The organism is Blastococcus sp. HT6-4, from assembly GCF_039679125.1.
Taxonomy (GTDB): Bacteria; Actinomycetota; Actinomycetes; order Mycobacteriales; family Geodermatophilaceae; genus Blastococcus; species Blastococcus montanus.
The window spans coordinates 2,765,781-2,787,130 of record NZ_CP155551.1; the positions used below are offsets into that span (position 1 = coordinate 2,765,781).

Genomic DNA, 21,350 nt, shown 5'->3' on the forward strand with positions numbered 1-21,350 from the left:
GCACATGGTCGCCGTCTCCGCCGTCGCCCTCGCCGCCACCGCGCCCGGGCAGACCGCGGCGATCTCCGCCTTCATCGACCCGATGACCGAGGGGCTGGGGATCAGCCGCTCGGCCATCTCCACCGCCTACCTGATCGGCACGCTCGTCGGCGCGGCGGCCATGCCCCTGGTGGGCCGCGCGCTCGACCGGTTCGGCACCCGGGCCACGATGGCCGCGATCGGCGCCGTCTTCGGCGGGGTGCTGATCTCGCTGGCCCTCGTCTCGAGCCTGCTCGGGCTGACCGCCGGGTTCGTCGGTGTCCGGATGGCCGGCCAGGGCGCCCTCGGGCTGACGGCCACCACCGCGGTCGCCGTCTGGTTCACCCGCCGCCGGGGCCTGGCCGTCGGCCTGGTCTCCGCCGTCGGTGCCGCCGGCATCTCGCTGGCCCCGGTCGGCCTGGAGGCGCTGATCTCGGCCACCAGCTGGCGCACCGCCTGGATCGTCGAGGGGCTCGCCGTCTGGGCGATCGTCCTGCCCCTGGCGCTGTTCGGCGTCCGCAACTCCCCCGCCGACCTCGGTCAGCACCCGGACGGCCCCACCCCGGCCGGGCACCGGCCCGCCCCGTCCCCGGTCGGCATGACCCTCGCCCAGGCCCGTCGCACCGGCTTCTTCTGGGTGGTCCTCGCCGGCGTCGCCGTGGCCGGGATGCTGGGCACCGCGGTCGCCTTCCACCAGATCGACCTGCTCGGGGAACGCGGCCTGTCCGCCACCGAGGCCGCGGCCAACTTCCTGCCCCAGACCGCGGCAGCGCTGCTGGCCACCCTCGCCGTCGGCGCGCTGGCCGACCGGATCAGCCCCCGCTGGCTGACCGCCGGCTGCATGGTCGCGCTCGCCGGCGGCCTGGCGTGGGGCACCGTCGTGGACCCCGGCTGGTCGGCCGTCGGCTTCGGGTTCCTCCTGGGTGGCTCCGCAGGCGCCATCCGCACCCTGGAGGCGGCGGCCTTCCCCCGCTACTTCGGCACCACGCACCTCGGCGCCATCCGGGGAGTCGTCGCCGCCGTCAGCGTCGGCTCCACCGCCTTCGGCCCTCTCGCATTCGCACTCGTTCACGACGCGACCGACGGCTACGGGGCGGCACTGCTCGTCTCCGCCGGCCTGCCGCTGCTGGTCGGCGCCGCGGCGCTGGTGCTGTCGGTGCCTCCTCCACTGGACGCGACCTCCCCCTCCCGCACCGCCGACCGAGCGAGCTCGGCGTGTCCGGGAGAGACTGCCGGGACCGGCAGGGGAGCCTGATCCACCGTGCGCTTCCGGCCCTCCCGTGCGACGTCGCGAGCTACGGGCCGGGCGCAGCGGACGGCGGGCGAGGAGCGAGCGGCGTGGACGTGCAGGAGACCGGTGCGGGCGGCGCGGTCGCCGCCGGACCGGAGGGGTTGTCGCAGCGGGAGGCGGACGGCCGGCGCCGGCGCGGTGAGGGCAACGCCGCCGTCAGCCGCTCGGGGCGCAGCTACGCACAGATCCTGCGCACCAACGTCTTCTCGTTCTTCACCTGATCCTCTTCAGCATCGGCGTCGCGCTGCTGGCCCTCGGCCAGGTCAACGACGCGGTCATCAGCGTCGGCCTCGGCCTGGTCAACGCCGCGATCAGCGCGGTCCAGGAGCTCCGGGCCAAGCGCAAGCTCGACCGGCTGCAGCTGCTCAGCCGCAGCGCGGCGACCGTGGTCCGTGACGGCCGGGACGTCGAGGTGGCGCCGGAGGAGGTCGTGCGCGGCGACGTCCTGCACGTGCGCCCCGGCGACCAGATCGTCGTCGACGGCCCGGTGCTCGACGGCGGCCGGGTCGAGGCCGATGAGTCGCTGCTCACCGGCGAGCCCGATCCGCAGGTGAAGGAGCCCGGCGACGACCTGCTGTCGGGCAGCTTCTGCGTCGGCGGTGGGGGCCACCAGCTCGCCCGGGACGTCGGAGCGGCCAGCTACGCCAACCGGCTCACCACCGACGCCCGGCAGGTGTCCACCGACAGCACACCCCTGCAGCGGCGCATCAGCTTCGTCGTCCGGCTGGTCATCTGCCTGGTCGTGCTGATGAGCGGGGCCATCCTGCTGCAGGCCGCTCTGGAGGGGTTCTCCCTGGTCCGGGTGGTGCAGACGACGGCGGTGCTGTCCGGGCTGGTGCCCTACGGGCTGTTCTTCCTGATCGCCGTGGCCTACACCGTCGGTGCGGCGAAGAGCGCGGGGCGCGGCGCGCTGGTCCAGCAGGTCAACGCCGTGGAGTCGGTGAGCAGCGTCGACGTGGTCTGCACCGACAAGACCGGCACGCTGACCACCGGCCGGCTGAGCCTGGCCGAGATCACCCCCGTCGGCCCGCCGGAGGTCGGCGACGTCGAGCGGGTGATCGGGTCCATGGCCCGTAGCGCGGCATCGGCCAACCTGACCTCGGCGGCGCTGGCCGCCGCGCTGCCCGGCGAGCCGTGGCCGGTGCGGGAGGAGATCCCGTTCTCCTCCTCCCTGCGGTGGAGCGCCCTGCGCACCGACGACGGCGTGTTCGTCCTCGGCGCCCCCGACGCCCTGGCCCCGCACCTGTCCGGACCGCCCCTGACCGGCGCCGTCGGTGCGCGGACCGCGCAGGGGCTGCGGGTCCTCGTCGCCGCCCGCGCCGCCGACCCGCTCGCCCCACTGCGCGACGACGCCGGCCGGGCGCAGCTCCCCCCGCTGGCGCCGCTGGCCGTGGTCGCGCTGGCCGACGAGCTGCGGCCGGAGGTCCGCGAGGCGCTCGCCCGGTTCGCCGCCGACGGGGTCGCGGTGAAGGTGGTCTCCGGCGACGACCCGCGCACCGTCGCCGCACTCGCCCGCCAGGCCGGCCTGGACGGCGGGGAGCCGGCCGCCGGTGCCGACCTCGCGGCGCTGCCCGACCCGGAGCTCGACGCGCTGGTGGCCCGGACTGCGGTGTTCGGTCGCGTCGCCCCCGAGCAGAAGGAGCGCCTCGTCGCCTCGCTGCGCCGGCAGGGCCGCTACGTCGCCATGATCGGCGACGGCGTCAACGACGCCCGGGCGCTCAAGGCCGCCCAGGTCGGCGTCGCCATGCGCAGCGGCAGCGCGGTGACCCGGGACGTCGCCGACATCCTGCTGACCGAGGACTCCCTGGCCGCCCTCGTGCCCGCGCGGCAGGAGGGCCGCCGCATCATCAGCGGGCTGGCCACCTCCATGCAGGTGTTCCTCGCCCGGGTGGCCACCCAGGGTCTGGTTATCCTGGCGGTGACCATGCTCGGCCTGGGGTTCCCCTACTCGCCGGCGCAGGTGGGCTGACCCTGCTCACCGTCGGGGTCCCGACGCTGTTCCTGACCATGTGGGCGAAGCCCGTGCCGCCGGACCCGCACCTGCTGGCCACCGTCGGCCGGTTCGTCGTCCCGGCAGCGCTGGTGACGGCGGGCGCCGGCGTCGGCGTCTACGCCTGGCTGTACACCGACGTCTACACCCGCCTCAGCAGCGGCAACACACCGTCGTTCATCCTGGCGGACTTCGAGGCGTACACCGGGCTGGCGTCCGACGACGTCGGCTTCGCGGAGGCGTCGGCCACGATCGGCGCCCAGACCGGGTTGTCCACCTTCGTCTCCTTCGCGGCCTTCCTGCTGATCCTCTTCCTCGAGCCGCCGAACCGGTTCTTCGCCTCCTGGACCCGGCCCGACGGCGACCGGCGTCCCGCGGTGCTCGTCGCCGTCCTCGTCGCCGTCTTCACCGGTGGGCTGCTCGTTCCGGCCTTCACCGACTACTTCGGGCTGACCGAGGCGGTCGAGCCCGTCGTGTTCGCGGTGCTCCCGGCGCTTCTCCTGTGGTTCGTGCTCCTGAGCCTCGCCTACCGGTACCGGCTGCTGGACCGCGCCCTCGGCCTGGACCACCTCCCTCAGGAGGACACCCCTCGCGGTGAGGTGGGGGCGGCAGTGCGGTTGCTCTCCGCGGCGCACGGGCAGGGCAGCACCGTGCCGAGGACCGTGGAGATCACCCTGCCCCCCGACCTGGTCGACGCAGCGGTGGAGGAGCTGCGCAGTCTGGACCCGCTCTCGTTGCGGGTGATGCGCGGTGTCTCGCTGGAACCCCCGGGTGACGTGATCACCGTGGAGGTGACCAACCGCAAGCTGGCCGCGGTAATGCGCCTGGCCGACCGGTGCGGTGTCGGTCGGGAGTCCTCGGTCTCCCTGTCGACGAGCAGGCCGGCCAGCGTCATCTCCGCCGGCCGGCAGGACGACGTGCTGCGCGACATCACCAGCGGGACGGCCGAGGAGATCGAGCTCGAGATCGGCCGGGAGAGCACCATGACGGCCGGGAAACTCGGCGTGATGGCCACCGCCGGCTTCCTCGCCGGGCTGGGCCTGGCCAGCGGCACCCTGCACCTGGTCATCGGCGCGATGGTCATCGCGCCGGCCTTCGAGCCGTTCAGCCGGCTCGCCCTGGGGCTCGTCGAGCGCAGCCGCGCCTGGCAGCGGGGCCTGACCGACATCGCCAAGGGATATACCGCCCTGGCGGCCGGCGCCGCGGCCAGCGCCGTCGCCTGTGCCGTCCTCGGCGCCGGGGCCCTGTCCACGCAGACCGGCAGCTACCTGTCATCGCCGGGGTTGGTGGACCACTTCTCCACGACGTCCTGGGTGAGCTGGGCGGTGGCCGTGGTGGCCGGGCTGGCCGGTGGACTGCTCCTGGTCATCAACCGCCGCGTCCTGACCGCCGGGGTCATGATCGCGCTGGGCCTGATCCCCTCCCTCGCCCTGGCCGCCATGGCCGTGGTCGGCGGGGACGTCGAGCTGGCCCTGCGCAGCCTCGGCCGGTGGACCGTCGACGCCACCGTGGTGACGGCGATGTCGGCGGCGGTCTTCCTCTGGCACCGCCACCACGACGGGCGGAGGTCCACCGGCTGACCGGCTGGGCGGCCCGGCGTTTGTCGCTCCGGTCGCACGGGCACGCGGACCTGGACCGATCACCGGCGCCGTGGCCGGCCCCGCGCCCGGTCCCCGACCGCGCGCGGACGCACCCTCGTCACCGGGGCCCGGTGACGAGGTCACGGGTCGAGACCACCGGCCCCCGGCGGTGGCGGGGGCGCGAGGCGTGCTCCCCCCACCGGCCGACGAGAGAACGGAGAGCCAGCCATGGCGTCGACGCAGAAGAAGGACGACGAGCAGGAACACGGGCAGCAGCACGGCGGCGGGATGTCGCACCAGACCACGATGTACCTGCGCTTCGCCGCCATGATCACCACGTCCATGGTCGTCATGTACTTCACCATGTTCGCCGGCACGTGGGAGTGGAGCCACGTCCAGTTCAGCGAGAGCCGCGTGTTCATGGCGATCACCATGGGCGGCACCATGGGGCTGGTCATGCTCGCCTGGATGCTCAACATGTACAAGAACATGAAGGGCAACATCGCGATCGTGGCGGTGAGCCTCCTGCTGCTCGGCGGCGGCATCGCCCTGGACCGGAGCCAGGTCACCGTGGACGACGTCAACTGGATGAGCGCGATGATCCCGCACCACTCGCTGGCCATCACCCGCTCCGAGCGCGCGGACATCGACGACATCCGGGTGTGCCAGCTGGCCGTCGAGATCATCCGGGCCCAGGAGCGGGAGATCAGCGAGATGGAGTGGCTGATCGAGGACATCGAGGAGAACGGAGAGGCGGACACGCTCGCGGAGGCGCAGGCCCGGCCCGTCCCCGAGTTCGAGGGCTCCGCGCTGCGGGACTGCCCTGAGCTGGACTGACGGCGAACCGGCCATCCCTGCCTCAGCGGTCGACCGTGCGGGCGCGGTCCTCCTCCTCGGCGAGCTCCTGCGGAACGACCGCGGCCAGGCACCGCCGGATGGCCTCCACGATGCTGCTGGCGGCGAACAGGTCGTCGTCGGTCTGCCTCCTCGCCGCCCGCAGCTGGTCGGTCAGCCGGTGCAGCGCGGCGTAGGCCCCCCGCGTCGTGTCGGGGTCGGCGGTCGAGGCCTCGGTGCTGCCCAGCACCTCACCGAGCCGGGCGAGGGCCTCGGCCGCCGGTGGCCGCAGGGCCGGACCCAGCGCCACCCGGCGACGGTCGGCGACCTCGGTCTCGGCGATCATCCGGGTCACGACCTCGACGAGCAGCGCCAGGTTCTCCAGCGCCCGCGCCTCCTCGTAGAGCCGCTCGGCGTCCTGCTGGTGCTTCCGGGCGCGCCGGTTGCCGCGCCGGGCCTCCTCGGCCTGCTGGACCGCCGAGCGCATCTGGCCGAGGACGGGGTCGATCGCACGCATCCGGTCGCGCCACTCGTGCCGGGTCGGCGGGTGGTCCCGGCGGAGACCGTCGGCGAGCGCGGCCAGCTGCCCGGCGAGCGTCCCCCGCAGCCGCTGGATCTCCGTCTGCGCGGGCGCCAGGGGCAACGGCGGGAAGGCCGCGGTCACGCCCAGCCCCACCAGAGCGCCCAGGAGCACCAGCCCGACGAGTTCCAGCACGTACCCGGTCGGGTCGCTGCCCCCGAAGATCAGGACGAAGAAGGCCGAGGTCGGGACCCAGCTGCCGGCATCGCCCAGCCGATGCCATCCGGACAGCACCATGCCGACCGCCACGGCGACGGCGAGGGACAGCAGGTTCGGCACGGGTAGCGCGGTCAACACCACGCCGATCACCGCGCCGAGGACCAGTGCCAGCAGGATCTCGGCCGACTCGCGCACCGATCCGACCAGCGTGATGGAGGACGTGACCACCGCCCCGAGCGGGGCGTAGAACGGGTAGTCGTCCAGCGGCGCAGGGAGGCTCTGGGCCAGGGCCCAGGCCAGCCCGGCCGCCAGGGCCGTCTTCAGGGCCAGGACCACGCGGGGGTGCCGGTCCCAGACCCGGAGAGCCGCGGCGGGTCCGTCGCCGCCGTCTCCCCCTGCTCGTCCCCTCCGCATCAGGCCATCCTCGCCCAGCGCCCGGCGGGCCCGGGCCGGCCGGTCGATGTGAATACGGGCACCTGACGGGTAGCCCGCGAGGACCACGGACGAGAGGAGGAGCCATGAAGGCACACGAGTTCCACGCCCGGGTCCGCGAGCGCGGCAACTACGCGGACGCCCAGGAGGCGCAGCGGGTGACGACCGCCGTCCTGGGCCTGCTGGGGCAGCGCCTGGCCGGCGGGGAGAGCAAGGACCTCGCCGCCCAGCTGCCCTCCGAGTTGCAGGCTCCGCTGCTCGAGGCGGACGCATCGGCCGAGAGCATCGGCGTGCAGGAGTTCTGCTCCCGCGTCGCCCGGGAACTGGGCAGCTCCGAGCAGACGGCCCTCTGGGACGCCAGCGCCGTCCTGACCACGGTGGCGGAGGCGGTCACCGGCGGCCAGCTCAACCAGGTCCTCACGCAGCTGCAGCCGGGCTACGCCCAGCTGTTCGGCAAGCCGGACCTCGCCTGATCCCACCCCCGCAGGGGGCCCGACCGCGGCACGGGCACGGCCACGGCCGTGCCCGTGCGCGAACCCGGGAGAATGCGCTGGTGCGCGCGGTGGTGAGTCGGGTCAGTACAGCGGCTGTAGCGGTCGACGGGGTCGTCGTCGGCGAGATCGGCGCCGGACTGCTGTCACTGGTCGGCGTGGGTCACGACGACGGCGCCGGGGCGGCCCGGGCGCTGGCCCGGAAGATCCACGAGCTGCGCATCTTCCCCGGCGGCGGCGGCGCCGTCTCCGCCGCCGACCTCGGACTCCCCGTGCTGGTGGTCAGCCAGTTCACCCTCTACGCCGACACCCGCAAGGGACGGCGCCCGTCCTGGCAGGACGCCGCGCCCGGCGAGGTTGCCGAGCCGCTGGTCGACGAGGTGGTCGCCGAACTGCGCCGCCGCGGCGCGACGGTAGCCACGGGCCGGTTCGGCGCCGCCATGCAGGTCTCGTCGGTCAACGAGGGGCCGATGACCCTGCTGCTGGAGGTCTGACCCGCGGCGGCCTGTCGCACAAATGACATGTCTGGGCTTCGGCCGCCCGGGTATCCCCGTGACCGAAGACACTTCCTGTCGGTTTCCTGTGAACAGTGGGTTCCTGGAACACCAGGCCCCCGGGTGACCGTTGTGCACTACGTACCACACCGGACAGAACAGGGCGGGACCGGCCGGTGACCCCGTAGCCCCGTGGCCCCGCCCCACGCCTGGATGACGATCCGCCGCCCGTTGATGCCCGGCGGATGCATCCGAACCGAAGGCAAGGACGAAGACCCACCGTGACGCTGCTGCAGTCTTCCCCCACCGACACCCTGGACGTGCGCTCCCCCCGGCGCGAGCCCGACACCAGCGGGCTCGTGTCGACCGACCTCGTGCGCGTCTACCTCAACACGATCGGCAAGACCGCACTGCTCACCGCCGAGCAGGAGGTCGAGCTGGCCAAGCGGATCGAGGCCGGCCTCTACGCCGAGCGGCTGCTCGCCGAGCAGGAGGGGCTCACCCCCGCCCGCAAGCGGGACTACAAGATCCTCGCCACCGACGGCAAGGCGGCCAAGGCACACCTGCTGGAGGCCAACCTCCGGCTGGTCGTCTCCGTGGCCAAGCGCTACACCGGCCACGGCATGACGTTCCTGGACCTCATCCAGGAGGGCAACGTCGGCCTGATCCGGGCCGTGGAGAAGTTCGACTACACCAAGGGCTTCAAGTTCTCCACGTACGCCACCTGGTGGATCCGCCAGGCGATCACCCGCGCCATGGCCGACTCCGGCCGCACCATCCGGCTGCCCGTCCACCTGGCCGAGCAGGTCAACAAGGTGGTGCGGACCCGTCGGCGCATGCACCAGGAGCTCGAGCGGGAGCCCACCGCCGAGGAGCTCGGCCTCGAACTGGACCTCCCCGAGGCCCGGATCTCCGAGCTGCTCGAGTACAGCCGCGATCTGGTCTCCCTCGACCAGACCGTCGGCGCCGACGAGGAGTCGCGGCTCGGTGACTTCATCGAGGACGCCGACGCCGCCGTCGCGGAGGACGCCGTCGCCTTCCAGATGATGAAGGGTGACGTCCGGAACGTGCTGTCCACGCTCGAGGACCGCGAGCGCGACGTCGTCGTCCTGCGCTTCGGCCTGGACGGCGGCCAGCCCCGCACGCTGGAGCAGATCGGCAAGCAGTTCGGCCTCTCCCGCGAGCGGGTCCGCCAGATCGAGCGCGAGACGATGGCCAAGCTGCGCGACCCGCAGCGCGCCGACGCCCTGCGCGACTACCTCGCCTGAGCGAGCCCGACGAGAGCCCGCCCCCTGTCCGGGGGCGGGCTCTCGTCGTCTAGGCCCGCAGGCCCAGGCGGTACCACTGCGGCGCCGTCCTGTTCAGCGGCCAGCCCAGCCCCGCGGTGTCGGCGGGCTCGACCGCCAGCAGCTGCCAGCCGCCGAACGCCACCTCGACGTCGGCCCGCGACACACCCCCCACAGCGGAGCGCAGGGGTGTCGGCCCGAAGGCCAGCACCAGCAGGGTGGCGCCCGGTTCCGCGAGCGCGGAGACGCCCTCGCCCTCGGCGTGCCGCTGCGCGACGTCCAGCCCCTGGAAGCAGCCGACGTCGAGGAAGAAGTCGAACGCGCCCAGGTCGCTCGCGGGAAGGGCGGTCACGTCGCCCACCACGAACCGCACACCGGGGACCGCCGCCCGCCGCGCCCCCTCGATCGCCCGCGGGACGTCGTCGATGCCGACCGCCTCCCACCCCCGCCGCGCGAGCTCGCAGGTGTACTGCCCCCGCCCGCAGCCGAGATCCAGGGCGCGGCCGGGCGGACGTGGCCGCGCCGCCTCCTCGCGGTCCAGCAGGGCCCCGATGCTCGCCGCGGCCGCAGCTCCGTAGCGCTCCCAGGGCGTGAACCCCAGGCGGTAGGCGAGGGCGTACCGGGGCATCGCCGACCTCCCGGCTGACGTGGCACACGCCCCGCACCGGGGCGTCCCGGTGATTCCAGCACCGCGCGGCCCGGGCGACCAGCAGCCGCCGCGCGGCTCGACGGTCAGACCGGGCTGCGCATCCTCCGGGGGCCCGGGTCGACGCGGGCCGTGGGCGGCCCGACCAGGGCGGCGCCGCCGGCCACCACCAGCGACCGGCCACCGTGCCAGGGGTTGGCCGGGCCGACGATCACCGGCTCCAGCGTCAGCCGCAGCACCTCCGGCAGGTCGTCGGCCAGGCGCGCGACCCGGAGGAGCAGGTCCTCGAGCGCGGCGAGGTCGACCGGCTCGGACCCCCGGTAGCCGTTGAGCAGCGGGAACGCCCGCGGGGCGCGCACCAGCTCGGCGGCGTCCAGATCGGTGAGGGGCAGGGTGCGGAAGGCGCGGTCGCCGAGCAGGTCGGTGGCCACTCCTCCGACGCCGAAGCTGACCAGCGCGCCGAACGACGGGTCGTCGACGATCTCCACGACGGTCGCCACGCCCGGGGCCGCCATCTCCTGCACGATCACCGGGTCACCCGAGGGGATGGCGGCGAACGCGGTGCGGACGGCCTCGGCGTCGGCGAGGTCCAGCCGCACCCCGCCCAGGTCAGACCGGTGCCGCAGCCACGGGGCCGTCGACTTCAGCACCACCGGGTAGCCGATCTTCTCCGCGGCCACGACCGCGGCCTCGGCGTCGGCGACCGTGCGGGTGCCCAGCAGGGGCACGCCGTACGCGGCGAGCAGGCCCAGCAGCTCGTCGTCGGTGAGCTCCCGGCCCCCGGGCGACTCCGCCAGCACGCCGCGCACGATCCGCTGCGCCGCCGCCTCGTCGACGTCGGGGAGCTCGGGCAGCTCGCCCACCGGCCGGCGTCGCCACCGGGCGTACTCGGTGGCCTTCGCCAGGGCGATGACGGCGCGCTCCGGGGTGCTGTAGGACGGCACGGACCCGCGCCCCGGCATGCCGTGCTCGTCGGTGACGGCCAGCTCGGGCGGGATGCCCTCGGTGGACAGGAAGCTCGCGACGATCGGCTTGTCCGAGCCCACCGACACCTCGCGCAGCGCCGGCCCGTACTCCTGCGACCCGCCCATGAGCGGCGGCAGGAAGACGGCGACCACCGCGTCAACCCGGTCGTCGTCGACCGCGGCCTGCAACGCGTCCCGGAACGCCTCGGGACCGCCGGCCACGCCGATGTCCACGGGCGCCTCGTGCGCCAGCGCCATGCCCTCCTCGAGCACCGCGTCGGCGACCAGCACGCCGATCGCGGTGGAGTTGCCGACCACCGCCACCCGGTCCCCGGGCGGGAGCGGCTGGTGGGCCAGCAGGGTGCCGACGTCGAACAGCTGGGCGACGGTCTCCACCCGGATGACGCCGGCGGAGGCGAACAGCGCCGCCACCGACTGCTCGGGCACGGCGACGGAGGTCCCGGCCAGCCCGGGGGTGACCCCGACGTGCCGGCCGCTCTTCACCGCCACCACCGGCTTCGTGCGCCCGACGGTGCGCGCCAGCCGGGCGAACTTGCGCGGGTTGCCGAAGCTCTCCAGGTGCAGCAGCACCACCTCGGTGCCCGGGTCGGTGGACCAGTACTGCAGCAGGTCGTTGCCGCTGACGTCGGCGCGGTTGCCGGCCGAGACGAACGTGGACAACCCGATCCCCCGGCTGCGGGCCCGTTCGAGCAGCGCGACGCCAAGGGCGCCCGACTGCGCGAAGAACCCGACCCGGCCGCGGCCGGGCACCATCGGGGCGAGGCTGGCGTTCAGCCGCACCTCGGGGTCGGTGTTCACGATGCCGAGGCAGTTGGGGCCCACCACCCGCATGCCCGACGCCCGTGCCGCGGCGACGAGCTGCCGCTCGGCCGCCCGCCCCTCCGGGCCTGCCTCGCCGAAGCCGCCGGAGATCACCACCAGCCCGCGCACGCGCTTGCGCCGGCATGCCTCGACGACACCGGCGACCTCGTCGGCCGGCACGGCCAGGATCGCGAGGTCGAGGTCGTCGGGGATGGACTCGATGTCCGCGTGGGCCGGCACCCCGCGGACGTGCCGGGTACCCGGGTTCACCGGGTAGACGGGGCCGGCGAACCCGTAGTCCAGCAGGTGCCGCAGGACCGCGTTGCCGATCTTGCCGGCGTCGTTGCTGGCGCCGACCACGGCCACCGACGACGGCGTGAGCAGCCGGCCGATCGACCGCGACTCGCTGCGCTGCTCGCGCTCGTAGGCGACGGCGAGGGCGTCCTCGGTCTGCTCGATCGGGAAGGTCAGGTGGACCACGCCGTCCTCGTAGGACCGCTCGGCCTTGTATCCGGCGTCCCGGAAGACCCGCACCATCTTGCTGTTCTGCGCGAGCACCTCGGCGACGAACCGCTTGATCCCGCGCTCCCGGGCGGCGGCGGCGAGGTGCTCGAGGAGCACCGACCCGAGGCCGCGGCCCTGGTGGGCGTCCTCGACGAGGAAGGCCACCTCGGCGTCGTCGGTGCCGGGGTACCGGTCGTACCGGCCGACCCCGATGATCTGGTCGCCGAGCAGGACGACGAAGGCCACGCGCTGGTCGTGGTCGACGTGGGTGAAGCGGTGCAGGTCCCGGTCGGAGAGCCGCTTCATCGGACCGAAGAACCGGTAGTAGCGGGTCTGGTCGCTGCTGCGGTCCATGAGGCCGTTGAGGGCCTCGGCGTCGTCGGGGCAGATCGGCCGCAGGTGCACCGTGCCGCCGTCGGCGGCGACGATGTCGGCCTCCCAGCCCGGCGGAGGGGTCGGGTTCTGCTCCTCGTCGGGGACGGGGGCGGAGCGGGTGGGCTCAGTCACGGGGGTCGTCCGGGTCGAGGCCGAAGTAGGGGAAGCTCGCGCGGCGGGTCCGCATAATCGCCCGGTCGACGCGGGACTCGGTGAACGCGTCCCAGCGGGAGAAGCCGGTGTACCCGCCCTCGGTCATGTGCGTGGGTGGTCGTGCCCTGAGCCCTCTGCGGAGGACGTCCTCGCGCCAGGACTCCGGGATCTCGGTGGCCGGGTCCAGCGGGGTGCCGCTCACCTCCGCGAGCAGGTGCGTCCAGGCGCGGGGCACGCAGCGCACCAGGCCGTAGCCCCCGCCGCCGAGGGCGATCCAGCGCCCGTCGCAGAGCTGGTGGGCCAGCTCGTGCATGGCCTTGTAGCTCGCCCGCTGCCCGTCGACGGTCAGGGCGAGGTCGGCGAGCGGGTCCTCGTGGTGGGCGTCGCAACCGCACTGGGTCACCAGGATCTGCGGCTCGAAGGCCTTCAGCACGCTGGGGACGACGGCGCTGAACGCCCGCAGCCACGCCGAGTCGTCGGTGCCGTTGGGCAGCGCGAGGTTCACCGCGCTGCCCAGCGCCTTGTCGGGGTCGCCGGTCTCCTCCGGGTAGCCGGTGCCCGGGAAGAGGGTGAGCGGGGTCTGGTGGATGCTCACCGTCAGGACGCGGGGGTCGTCGTAGAAGGCGGCCTGGACGCCGTCGCCGTGGTGGACGTCGAGGTCGACGTAGGCGATCCGTTCGTACCCCTGCTTCAGCAGCCAGGCGATGGCGACGGCGGCGTCGTTGAAGACGCAGAACCCGGAGGCGTTCGCGCGCATGGCGTGGTGCAGGCCGCCGGAGATGTTCACGGCGTGCTGGGCGGCGCCGCTGTGCACCTGCTGGGCGGCGAGCACGCTGCCGCCGGTGATCAGGGCGGCGGCGGCGTACATCCCCGGGAAGATGGGGTTGTCCGGCGTGCCGAGGCCGTGGCCGATGTCGGGGACGGCCGGCGCCTGCCGCACCGCCTCGAGGTAGAGCGGGTCGTGCACGAGGGTGAGCAACTCCTCGTCCGCGGGCGTGGGCTTGAGCACCTGCAGCCGGTCGGTGGCCAGCACGCCGAGGCCGTCGGCCAGCCGCATGGTCAGGTCCAGCCGGACCGGGTGCAGCGGGTGGTCCCCGCCCATCGTGTAGCCGAGCAGCGCGTCGTCCCAGACGACGGCGACCGAGTCGCTCATGGCCCTCCCCCTGCCGGCGTCCGGCCGGTGGCCGGGCGCACCTGCCCGGGCCGGACGCTACCGGGTGCGCGGCGGCCGAGCCGGTCGTCGGCCCGGGCCTCGGGTGGGGCCCTGCCCGTGACCTCGCCCCGTAGACTGGCCGCCGACACGGAGGAGTACCTGTGAACGACCTGATCGACACCACGGAGATGTACCTCCGGACCATCTTCGAACTGGAGGAGGAGGGCATCGTCCCTCTCCGCGCCCGGATCGCCGAGCGCCTCCACCAGAGCGGCCCGACGGTGAGCCAGACCGTCGCCCGCATGGAGCGCGACGGCCTGCTCACCGTCGAGGGCGACCGGCACCTGCAGCTCTCCGACGTGGGCCGGCAGCTGGCCACGGCGGTCATGCGCAAGCACCGCCTGGCCGAGTGCCTGCTGGTGGACGTCATCGGCCTGGACTACGCCGACGTCCACGAGGAGGCCTGCCGCTGGGAGCACGTGATGAGCGAGGCCGTCGAGCGCCGGCTGCTGTCGCTGCTCGGCAACCCGACGGTCTCCCCGTTCGGCAACCCCATCCCCGGCCTCGAGGCGCTGCGCGGGGACGAACCCGTGGGCGGCGAGACCGCGGCGGTCCTCGACTCCCTGACGCTGCTGTCGACGACGGCCACCGGCGAGGGCCGTCCGGTCGTCGTCCGGCGGATCAGCGAGCAGCTCCAGGAGAACGCCGAGCTGCTGCGCGCCCTGGCCGACCACGGCGTCCGCCCGGGAGCGACCATGACGGCGCAGCTGGCCGAGGGCTCGGTGAGCCTCGACGGCTACGTGCTGCCGGTCGGCGTCGCCCAGCACATGTTCGTCAGCGCGGTCGACGAGGAGCTGACCCCGCTCGAGGCCGCGCCGCGCCTCTGACGCTCCGGAGACGCCCCGAGGCGGCCGCGGGGTGGCGCCCCGGCCGGGGCGTCCGCGCTGGCCGGCCGGCCGGGCGGCGCCGGCCACCGGCTCACTACGGTGGGGCGGTCCCCCGCTGCCCCGCGAGAGAAGGCCCCGGTGAGCCAGTCCGCTCCGGCCCCCGCCGACCCGGCCCCCGAGCCGGCCCCCACTCCCTTCCACCGCCTGGCCGACTTCGCCGCCATCCCTCGGATCGGCAACCTGGCGCTCTCCCCGGACGGCACCCGGCTGGCGGTCTCGCTGCACACGCTCGACCGCGAGCGGAAGAAGTGGCAGTCGGCGCTGTGGGAGGTCGATCCGCAGGGGCGGCAGCCGGCGCGCCGGCTCACCCGCAGCGCGCCCGGGGAGTCGGCCCCCGCCTGGGCCCCGGACGGCTCGCTGCTGTTCACCTCCGCCCGCCCCGATCCCGCGGCCGCGTCCTCCGACGAGCCCAGGCCGGCGCTCTGGCGGCTGCCCGCCGGCGGCGGTGAGGCCCGCCCGGCCCTGACCCGTCCCGGCGGGATCGGCTCGTTCACCGTGGCGGCCGACAGCGGTGACGTGGTGGTCGTCGCCGCCACCATGCCCGGTGGCTCGGACCCCGCCGTCGACGAGGAGCGGCGCAAGGCCCGGGCCGACGCCGGGGTGTCGGCGATCCTGCACGAGGCCTACCCCGTGCGGTACTGGGACCACGACCTGGGCCCGGCGGCCCCGCACCTGTTCTGGGCGGGGCAGCTGCCGGCCGAGGAGGACCCGACGGGGCCGGCTCCGGTCGAGCTCCGCGATCTGACGCCGGACGCCCTGCCGCCGAACGGCTCCGGCGACGACGTCGCACTCTCCCCCGACGGCCGGCTGCTGGCCCGCGCCGAGGAGGTCCCCGACGGGCCGGCCGGACGGCGCAACCGGCTGGTCCTGATCGAGACGGCCACCGGGGAGAGCCGGGTGCTGGTCGACGACCCGCTCGCCGACGTCCACGGCGCCGCGTTCTCCCCCGACGGCACGCGGCTGGTGTGCGTTCGCGAGTCGATGTCCTCCTACGCCGAGCCCCCGGACTACACGCTCCTGCTGGTCGACGTCGCCGAGGGCACCGCCCGGGAGCTGACCGCCGGCTTCGACCGCTGGCCCAGCGCGCCGCAGTTCGCCGCCGACGGCGCCGCCGTGTACTTCCTGGCCGACGACGACGGCCGGCATGCGCTGTTCCGGGTGCCGGTGGACGGCGGGGACCCGGAACGGCTCACCGGGGACGGCGCGTACAGCGAGCTGCAGGTGGCCCGCGACGGCAGCGCCCTGTTCGCCCTGCGCTCGGGCTACGACTCGCCCCCCGTGCCGGTGCGGCTGGACCCGCGCGCACCGATGCAGGAGCCGGAGCCGCTGCCGAACCCGGGCACGGTGGGTGAGCTGCCCGGGACGGTGCACGAGGTGGCGGCGACCGCCGCCGACGGCACGCGGGTGCAGTCCTGGCTGGTGCTCCCGGAGGGCGCCTCGGCGGAGTCGCCGGCGCCGCTGGTGCTCTGGGTCCACGGCGGCCCCCTGATGAGCTGGAACTCGTGGTCGTGGCGCTGGTGCCCCTGGGTGCTGGCGGCCCGGGGGTACGCGGTGCTGCTGCCCAACCCGGCGCTGTCGCAGGGGTTCGGCCAGGACTTCGTCCGTCGCGGCTGGGGCGAGTGGGGCGAGGCCCCCTACGACGACCTGATGGCCGCGGTGGACGCCGCCGAGCAGCGACCGGACATCGACGCCGCCCGCACCGCGGCCATGGGCGGCTCCTTCGGCGGCTACATGGCCAACTGGATCGCCACCCGCACCGACCGCTTCCGGGCGATCGTCACCCACGCCAGCCTCTGGAACCTGGAGGCGTTCACCGGCACCACGGACGCCGCCTACTACTGGGAGAAGGAGTGGGGCGACCCGTTCACCGAGCCGCGGCGCTACGAGCAGAACTCGCCGCACCGGTACGTGGACGCCATCCGCACCCCGATGCTGGTGATCCACGGCGACAAGGACTACCGCGTGCCCATCGGCGAGGCCCTCGCGCTCTGGTACGGGCTGCAGAAGCGCGGCGTCCCGTCGAAGTTCCTGTACTTCCCGGACGAGAACCACTGGGTGCTGACGCCGGGGAACAGCCAGGTCTGGTACGAGACGGTGCTGAACTTCCTGGCCGAGCACGTGCTGGGCGAGGAGTGGCAGCGGCCCGAGCTGCTCTGAGCGCCGCACCGGTGGTCAGCCACCCGGATCGCGCCGGGCGGCTGCGCCCTGGGCTCGCTCGACCAGCTGGCGGAGGTCGGCCGGGCCGAGGCAGGCGTCGAGCGCCTGCCGCAGCAGCCGGGCCAGCCCGTGGTGCGGGTCGTCGCCCAGCGCCCGGTCGAGGGCGACGTTGGCCATGGCGCCGTCCCCGCGCAGCCAGACGCTGACCGCCAACAGGGTGGCCGGCGCTGCACCGAGCGGGGACGGTGCCCGCCGGGTGCACTCGCTCCACAGCTGCTCCGCCGCCGCGGCGTCGGCACCGAGGGCGAGCTGCAGGGCGCGGTCGCGCACCTGCGCGTCCCGCAGCCCCCACAGGAGCCGGGCGATCACGTCGTCGTCCGGCGGCCCGTCGGGGGCTCCTGGGCGGCAGCGGTCGACCGCGTGCCGGACCGCTGCCCACGACTCGTCGGCCAGCCCGGCCCGGCCGACCTCCCGGAGGCGCGCGGAGCAGTGCCCGGCGGCACGCAGGCAGCCGGCGAGCATGCCGCCCCGGTCCGGCGGCGCGGCGATGCGTGCGGCCAGCGCGGCCCGGTCGGGCGCGACCACCTGCCCGGTGGTGACGGCGGCCGCCGCCAGCTCGCTGACCCCCTCCGGCAGCGGGGTGCCCGCCGACGGCGCGCAGCACGGGTACGGGCAGTCGTAGGACCACCACCGGCCGCGGCGCACCAGCAGCACGTCGCGGACGCCGACGCCGGCGGCGTCCAGGGCGAGCAGCAGCTGGTGCGCCAGCCCGCGGTGCGGCAGGCCGGTGCCGCCGGGAGGCAGGCCGCCGGGCGCCGCGTCGAGGTCCGGGTCGTCCGGTGCCTCGGAGACCACGACGACGAGCGCGCCGGTGGGCCGGTCGCTGCACAGGCTGCGGGTCAGCCGGCGGGCCGCGACGGCGGCGTCGCCGGCCCGCGGGAGATCGGCCCGCACGGTGAGGCCCACCCGCCCCCCGCTCCTGCCACCGAGGCCGATCAGCACGACCGACTCCCGCGGGTGGAACCCGAGCAGGTGCGGCAGGGCGGCCGCCACCTCACCGGGATCGGAGATCCGTACCTCGGGGCGGTCCTGCCCGGGAAGCGCGTCCATGCCCCGACCCTGACCGGCACCGGAGCCGGCGGCGGTCGTCCGGACGGATCTGTGGACACCGCCGGGGGTTGTGGACCGCCGTCGCCGGACGGCTCAGCCCAGTGCGTCGGCCTGCGCCTCGTAGGCCCGCGCCAGGAGATCGGCGAACGCCGCTGGATCCGTCACCGCAGCCGGGTCCCCGCCGGTGTCGATGTCGACCAGGAGCAGCAACCGGTCGCCGTCCTCGACCGCCCCGATGAGGGTCGGCAGGGAGACCTGCGAACCGTCGGGTGCGGACAGCGACGTGGTGTAGCGCAGCAGGGCCGCGCCGTCACCGAGGTCCTCGACCGGGAAGTTCTCGAAGGCGATCGCCGCCTGCCCGATCTCCGGGGAGGTGACCTGCGCCTCCGGGCAGCGCTCGACAGCGGTGGCCAGCGAGGCGACCGTGCCCTCCAGCGGGCCCCCGCGCAGCAGCATCTCCACCGTCGACGAGGTCCCCGTGGTCGCGGTCTGCGCGGCGACGTCCTTGAACTCGTCGACGTCGGGCTGCATGCCCGCGACCGTGGCCCGGCAGCTCTCCGGGCTGATCTGCAGCTCGTCCGCCTCCGCCGCGAGGCCTGCGCCCTGCTCCAGCTGCTCCGGCGACACCTCGACGACCGTGGCCTCCGGCCCGAACGCCTCGGCCGGCAGCAGGCCGGCGGCCAGGTCGGGCTCCCCGCCCTCCGTCGTGGACGGCGCTGTCGACGACGCCGCCGTGGGGGTGGTGGGCGCGGCGGTCCCCCCGCCGGGCTCGTCGTCCCCTCCGCACCCGGTGAGCACCACCGTGGCGGTCAGCCCGGCGAGCAGCAGCCGGCCCGGGGCTCGCAGTTCGGCGGACATGACACCGAACGTAGTCGCTCCCGGCCGGCCGGGGAGGTCTCCGGACCCCGTCAGACCCGGTACTGGATGGCGCTGCGCGCGGCGAGGATCGGCCGGACGTGCTCGGCGATGACGGCCAGGTGCACCGGGTCCTGCGCGTAGCGGTGGAACGCCTCGGCGTCCGGGAAGTCGGCGATCAGCACCGTGTCGGCGGTGCCGTCGACCAGCCCGGCGTCGTCGGCGACGACGAGCGAGGTCATGCCACCGACCTCCGTGCGCAGGTTGCGCAGCGCCGCCACGGTGGCCGCCCGGCGGTCGGTGTCGGCATCGGGGGACCAGCTGAACACGACGACGTGGCGGATCATCCCAGCAACTGTGCCACCCCCGTAGGGATCGCACCTCCCGGCTGGGCGCACGGCCGCCGCACCCGGCTGGCTAGAGTCCGGCTCATGGGACGGTCGTTGCGCATCGCACTGCTGTCCTACCGGAGCAAGCCGCACGGCGGCGGGCAGGGCGTCTACGTGCGGGCCCTCTCCCGGGAGCTGGCGGAGCTCGGCCACCGGGTCGAGGTGCTCAGCGGGCAGCCCTACCCCGAGCTCGACGACGGCGTGCCGCTCACCCGGGTGCCGAGCCTGGACCTCTACCGGGAGCCCGACCCGTTCCGCACCCCGTGGCCCTCGGAGTTCCGCGACTGGGTGGACGTCGCCGAGTGGGCGACGATGTGCACCGCCGGGTTCCCCGAACCGCTCACCTTCACCCTGCGGGCGGCCCGCCACCTGCTGCCCCGCCGCGGCGAGTTCGACATCGTTCACGACAACCAGTCGCTCGGCTACGGCCTGCTGCGGCTGGTACGTGCCGGGATGCCCACGGTGGCCACCGTCCACCACCCGATCGCCATCGACCGGGAGCTGGAGCTCGCCGCGGCACCGACCCTGCGGCGGAGGCTCACGCTGCGCCGCTGGTACGCGTTCACCGCGATGCAGGCCCGGGTGGTGCAGCGGCTGGATGCGGTGACCACGGTCTCGGAGAACTCCCGGCGCGACATCGCCCAGCACATGGGGCTCGCGCCGGAACGGATGGCGGTCATCCCCGTGGGCATCGACCCCGGCCGGTTCACCCCGCCCCCGGCCGGGCGCCCCCGGGACACCGACTCGATCCTGGCCATCACCAGCGCCGACGTGCCGCTGAAGGGCCTGGTCCACCTGCTGGAGGCGGTCGCCAAGCTGCGGACCGAGCGACCCGTGCGGCTCACCGTCGTCGGCACCGCCCGGCCCGGCGGGCCGGCGCAGGCGGCGCTGGACCGGCTGGCCCTGCGCGACGCCGTCCGTTTCACCGGGCCCATCCCCGAGGACGAGCTCGTCCGGCTGTTCCAGGAGGCCGCCGTGGTGGCGATCCCCTCGCTGTACGAGGGGTTCTCGCTGCCCGCGATCGAGGCGATGGCGTGCGGCACCCCGCTGGTGACCACCGACGCCGGCGCGCTGCCGGAGGTCGTGGGCACCAAGGCCGGGCTGCGGGTCAGGGCGGGGGACGTCGGCGAGCTGACCGCGGCGCTCGCGCTGGTCCTGGACTCGCCGTCCCTGGCCGAGCAGCTCGGCCGGGCCGGCCGGCGGCGGGTCCTCGACACCTACACCTGGCGGGCCACGGCCGAGCGGACGGCCGACTGGTACGCCGAGACGCTCGACCGCAGGGCCGCCGACCGCAAGGGGGACGAGCAGTGCTGACCGTCGACTACGACCGCCTCGACCTGCGGCCGGGGATGACCGTCCTCGACCTGGGCTGCGGCGAGGGGCGGCACGCCTTCGAGGCCTACCGCCGCGGCGCCCACGTCGTCGCCGTCGACTGGGGTCAGGCGGAGGTCGAGACGACGAAGCGCTGGCTCGGCGCGATCGCCGAGGCCGGGGAGGCCGGGCGGGCGGGCGATGGCACAGCAGCCCGCTACGAGGTGGTGCGCGGGGACCTGCTGCACCTGCCCTTCCCGGACGCCAGCGTCGACCGGGTCATGGCCTCCGAGGTGCTCGAGCACATCCCGGACGACGCCACCGCGCTGGCCGAGATCTTCCGGGTGCTGAAGCCCGGCGGCCGGGTGGCCGTGACCGTTCCCCGCTTCGGCCCGGAGCGGGTGTGCTGGGCGCTGTCGGACGAGTACCACGCCAACGAGGGGGGGCACATCCGCATCTACCGGCGCGACGTGCTGCGCGCCCGGCTGGCCGCCGCCGGGCTGGTGCCCGGCGACAGCCACCACGCGCACGCCCTGCACGCGCCCTACTGGTGGCTCAAGTGCGCCGTCGGCGTGGAGAAGGACTCCCCGCTCGTCCGCGCCTACCACCGCCTGCTGGTCTGGGACCTCACCACCCGCCCCTGGCTGACCCGCGCAGCCGAACGGGTGCTCGACCCGCTGATCGGCAAGAGCTTCGTCGTGTACGCCGACCGGCCGGCGGCCCCCGACGTCCCGCGGCCGGCGGTCGTCGGCGCCGCCGAGGTGCGGGAGCGGTCCGCTGCGGCGCGCTGACCGGGGCGCCGGGCTGC

The 21,350-nt window shown here is 74.8% G+C and carries 19 protein-coding genes; 12 read left to right on the forward strand and 7 right to left on the reverse strand.

From position 1 onward, the window contains the following. Positions 1 to 4: 4 nt before the first annotated feature. The 5 genes from ABDB74_RS13205 to ABDB74_RS13225 all read left to right on the forward strand — a co-directional run bounded on the left by ABDB74_RS13205 (position 5) and on the right by ABDB74_RS13225 (position 5,716). Entirely contained in the window at positions 5 to 1,273 is a 1,269-nt protein-coding gene (locus tag ABDB74_RS13205) for an MFS transporter (RefSeq protein ID WP_346619081.1), read from the forward strand. 83 nt (positions 1,274 to 1,356) lie between these two features. Next, positions 1,357 to 1,530 carry a hypothetical protein gene (locus ABDB74_RS13210; RefSeq protein WP_346619082.1) on the forward strand — a complete coding sequence of 58 codons (174 nt, stop codon included), beginning with the start codon at positions 1,357 to 1,359 and terminating at the stop codon, positions 1,528 to 1,530. Positions 1,531 to 1,619: 89 nt separating this feature from the next. Continuing rightward, complete coding sequence (locus ABDB74_RS13215) at positions 1,620 to 3,278, forward strand: HAD-IC family P-type ATPase (protein ID WP_346623886.1); 1,659 nt, start codon at positions 1,620 to 1,622, stop codon at positions 3,276 to 3,278. Between the two features lie 38 nt (positions 3,279 to 3,316). Continuing rightward, positions 3,317 to 4,879: a DUF389 domain-containing protein gene (locus tag ABDB74_RS13220; RefSeq protein ID WP_346619083.1), complete on the forward strand. Its 1,563-nt coding sequence runs from the start codon at positions 3,317 to 3,319 to the stop codon at positions 4,877 to 4,879. Between the two features lie 228 nt (positions 4,880 to 5,107). After that, entirely contained in the window at positions 5,108 to 5,716 is a 609-nt protein-coding gene (locus ABDB74_RS13225; RefSeq protein ID WP_346619084.1) for a DUF305 domain-containing protein, read from the forward strand. Positions 5,717 to 5,738: 22 nt separating this feature from the next. Here ABDB74_RS13225 and ABDB74_RS13230 read toward each other — a convergent pair whose 3' ends face one another. After that, positions 5,739 to 6,866 carry an aromatic acid exporter family protein gene (locus tag ABDB74_RS13230; protein WP_346619085.1) on the reverse strand — a complete coding sequence of 376 codons (1,128 nt, stop codon included), beginning with the start codon at positions 6,864 to 6,866 and terminating at the stop codon, positions 5,739 to 5,741. A 104-nt stretch (positions 6,867 to 6,970) separates the two neighbouring features. Here ABDB74_RS13230 and ABDB74_RS13235 point away from each other — a divergent pair, with 104 nt between their 5' ends. The 3 genes from ABDB74_RS13235 (at position 6,971) to sigB (ending at position 9,137) form a co-directional block, all read left to right on the forward strand. Next, the gene (locus ABDB74_RS13235; RefSeq protein WP_346619086.1) at positions 6,971 to 7,357 is read left to right on the forward strand and encodes a DUF2267 domain-containing protein; all 387 of its coding nucleotides are present in this window, start codon (positions 6,971 to 6,973) and stop codon (positions 7,355 to 7,357) included. Positions 7,358 to 7,437: 80 nt separating this feature from the next. Next, positions 7,438 to 7,869, forward strand: coding sequence for a D-aminoacyl-tRNA deacylase (gene dtd / locus ABDB74_RS13240; RefSeq protein ID WP_346619087.1), 432 nt, complete (start codon positions 7,438 to 7,440; stop codon positions 7,867 to 7,869). 281 nt (positions 7,870 to 8,150) lie between these two features. Then, positions 8,151 to 9,137, forward strand: coding sequence for an RNA polymerase sigma factor SigB (gene sigB / locus ABDB74_RS13245; RefSeq protein ID WP_346619088.1), 987 nt, complete (start codon positions 8,151 to 8,153; stop codon positions 9,135 to 9,137). Between the two features lie 49 nt (positions 9,138 to 9,186). Here the strand turns inward: sigB and ABDB74_RS13250 are convergent, their stop codons facing one another. The 3 genes from ABDB74_RS13250 to ABDB74_RS13260 form a co-directional block, all read right to left on the reverse strand. Then, positions 9,187 to 9,783, reverse strand: coding sequence for a class I SAM-dependent methyltransferase (locus ABDB74_RS13250; protein WP_346619089.1), 597 nt, complete (start codon positions 9,781 to 9,783; stop codon positions 9,187 to 9,189). 104 nt (positions 9,784 to 9,887) lie between these two features. Then, positions 9,888 to 12,599, reverse strand: coding sequence for a bifunctional GNAT family N-acetyltransferase/acetate--CoA ligase family protein (locus tag ABDB74_RS13255; RefSeq protein WP_346619090.1), 2,712 nt, complete (start codon positions 12,597 to 12,599; stop codon positions 9,888 to 9,890). Continuing rightward, a complete protein-coding gene (locus ABDB74_RS13260) occupies positions 12,592 to 13,773 on the reverse strand; it encodes an acetoin utilization protein AcuC (protein WP_346619091.1) in 1,182 nt (393 codons plus the stop codon). The genes ABDB74_RS13255 and ABDB74_RS13260 overlap by 8 nt, the downstream gene beginning before the upstream one ends. A 161-nt stretch (positions 13,774 to 13,934) precedes the next feature. Between ABDB74_RS13260 and ABDB74_RS13265 the strand changes: the two genes are divergently transcribed. Beyond that, on the forward strand, positions 13,935 to 14,660 hold the full coding sequence (locus tag ABDB74_RS13265; protein ID WP_346619092.1) for a metal-dependent transcriptional regulator: 726 nt from the start codon (positions 13,935 to 13,937) through the stop codon (positions 14,658 to 14,660). A 138-nt stretch (positions 14,661 to 14,798) separates the two neighbouring features. Beyond that, entirely contained in the window at positions 14,799 to 16,877 is a 2,079-nt protein-coding gene (locus ABDB74_RS13270) for a S9 family peptidase (RefSeq protein WP_346619093.1), read from the forward strand. A 15-nt stretch (positions 16,878 to 16,892) separates the two neighbouring features. Here ABDB74_RS13270 and ABDB74_RS13275 read toward each other — a convergent pair whose 3' ends face one another. From ABDB74_RS13275 to ABDB74_RS13285, 3 genes are all read right to left on the reverse strand, one after another. Continuing rightward, positions 16,893 to 17,987 (reverse strand): DUF4192 domain-containing protein, encoded by a 1,095-nt coding sequence (locus ABDB74_RS13275; protein WP_346619095.1) that lies wholly within the window; start codon positions 17,985 to 17,987, stop codon positions 16,893 to 16,895. 93 nt (positions 17,988 to 18,080) lie between these two features. Beyond that, positions 18,081 to 18,845, reverse strand: a complete 765-nt coding sequence (locus ABDB74_RS13280; RefSeq protein WP_346619096.1) for a hypothetical protein — start codon at positions 18,843 to 18,845, stop codon at positions 18,081 to 18,083. A gap of 50 nt (positions 18,846 to 18,895) precedes the next feature. Beyond that, entirely contained in the window at positions 18,896 to 19,189 is a 294-nt protein-coding gene (locus ABDB74_RS13285; protein ID WP_346619097.1) for a Dabb family protein, read from the reverse strand. 84 nt (positions 19,190 to 19,273) lie between these two features. On the opposite strand from ABDB74_RS13285, the gene ABDB74_RS13290 reads away from it, so the two are divergent. Together ABDB74_RS13290 and ABDB74_RS13295 are read left to right on the forward strand one after the other, a co-directional pair. Further along, positions 19,274 to 20,545, forward strand: a complete 1,272-nt coding sequence (locus ABDB74_RS13290; protein ID WP_346619098.1) for a glycosyltransferase family 4 protein — start codon at positions 19,274 to 19,276, stop codon at positions 20,543 to 20,545. Next, positions 20,539 to 21,333, forward strand: a complete 795-nt coding sequence (locus ABDB74_RS13295; protein WP_346619099.1) for a class I SAM-dependent methyltransferase — start codon at positions 20,539 to 20,541, stop codon at positions 21,331 to 21,333. Before ABDB74_RS13290 ends, ABDB74_RS13295 begins: the two co-directional genes overlap by 7 nt. The last annotated feature ends 17 nt before the right edge of the window (positions 21,334 to 21,350 follow it).

Bases quoted from the DNA above. Each gene is read 5' to 3' on its own strand.
- ABDB74_RS13205 (WP_346619081.1), top strand. From the start codon at position 5: ATGGTCGCCGTCTCCGCCGTCGCCCTCGCCGCCACCGCGCCCGGGCAG.
- ABDB74_RS13220 (WP_346619083.1), top strand. From the start codon at position 3,317: ATGTGGGCGAAGCCCGTGCCGCCGGACCCGCACCTGCTGGCCACCGTC.
- ABDB74_RS13225 (WP_346619084.1), top strand. From the start codon at position 5,108: ATGGCGTCGACGCAGAAGAAGGACGACGAGCAGGAACACGGGCAGCAG.
- ABDB74_RS13230 (WP_346619085.1), bottom strand. From the start codon at position 6,866: ATGCGGAGGGGACGAGCAGGGGGAGACGGCGGCGACGGACCCGCCGCG.
- ABDB74_RS13235 (WP_346619086.1), top strand. From the start codon at position 6,971: ATGAAGGCACACGAGTTCCACGCCCGGGTCCGCGAGCGCGGCAACTAC.
- ABDB74_RS13250 (WP_346619089.1), bottom strand. From the start codon at position 9,783: ATGCCCCGGTACGCCCTCGCCTACCGCCTGGGGTTCACGCCCTGGGAG.
- ABDB74_RS13260 (WP_346619091.1), bottom strand. From the start codon at position 13,773: ATGAGCGACTCGGTCGCCGTCGTCTGGGACGACGCGCTGCTCGGCTAC.
- ABDB74_RS13275 (WP_346619095.1), bottom strand. From the start codon at position 17,987: ATGGACGCGCTTCCCGGGCAGGACCGCCCCGAGGTACGGATCTCCGAT.
- ABDB74_RS13280 (WP_346619096.1), bottom strand. From the start codon at position 18,845: ATGTCCGCCGAACTGCGAGCCCCGGGCCGGCTGCTGCTCGCCGGGCTG.
- ABDB74_RS13285 (WP_346619097.1), bottom strand. From the start codon at position 19,189: ATGATCCGCCACGTCGTCGTGTTCAGCTGGTCCCCCGATGCCGACACC.
- ABDB74_RS13290 (WP_346619098.1), top strand. From the start codon at position 19,274: ATGGGACGGTCGTTGCGCATCGCACTGCTGTCCTACCGGAGCAAGCCG.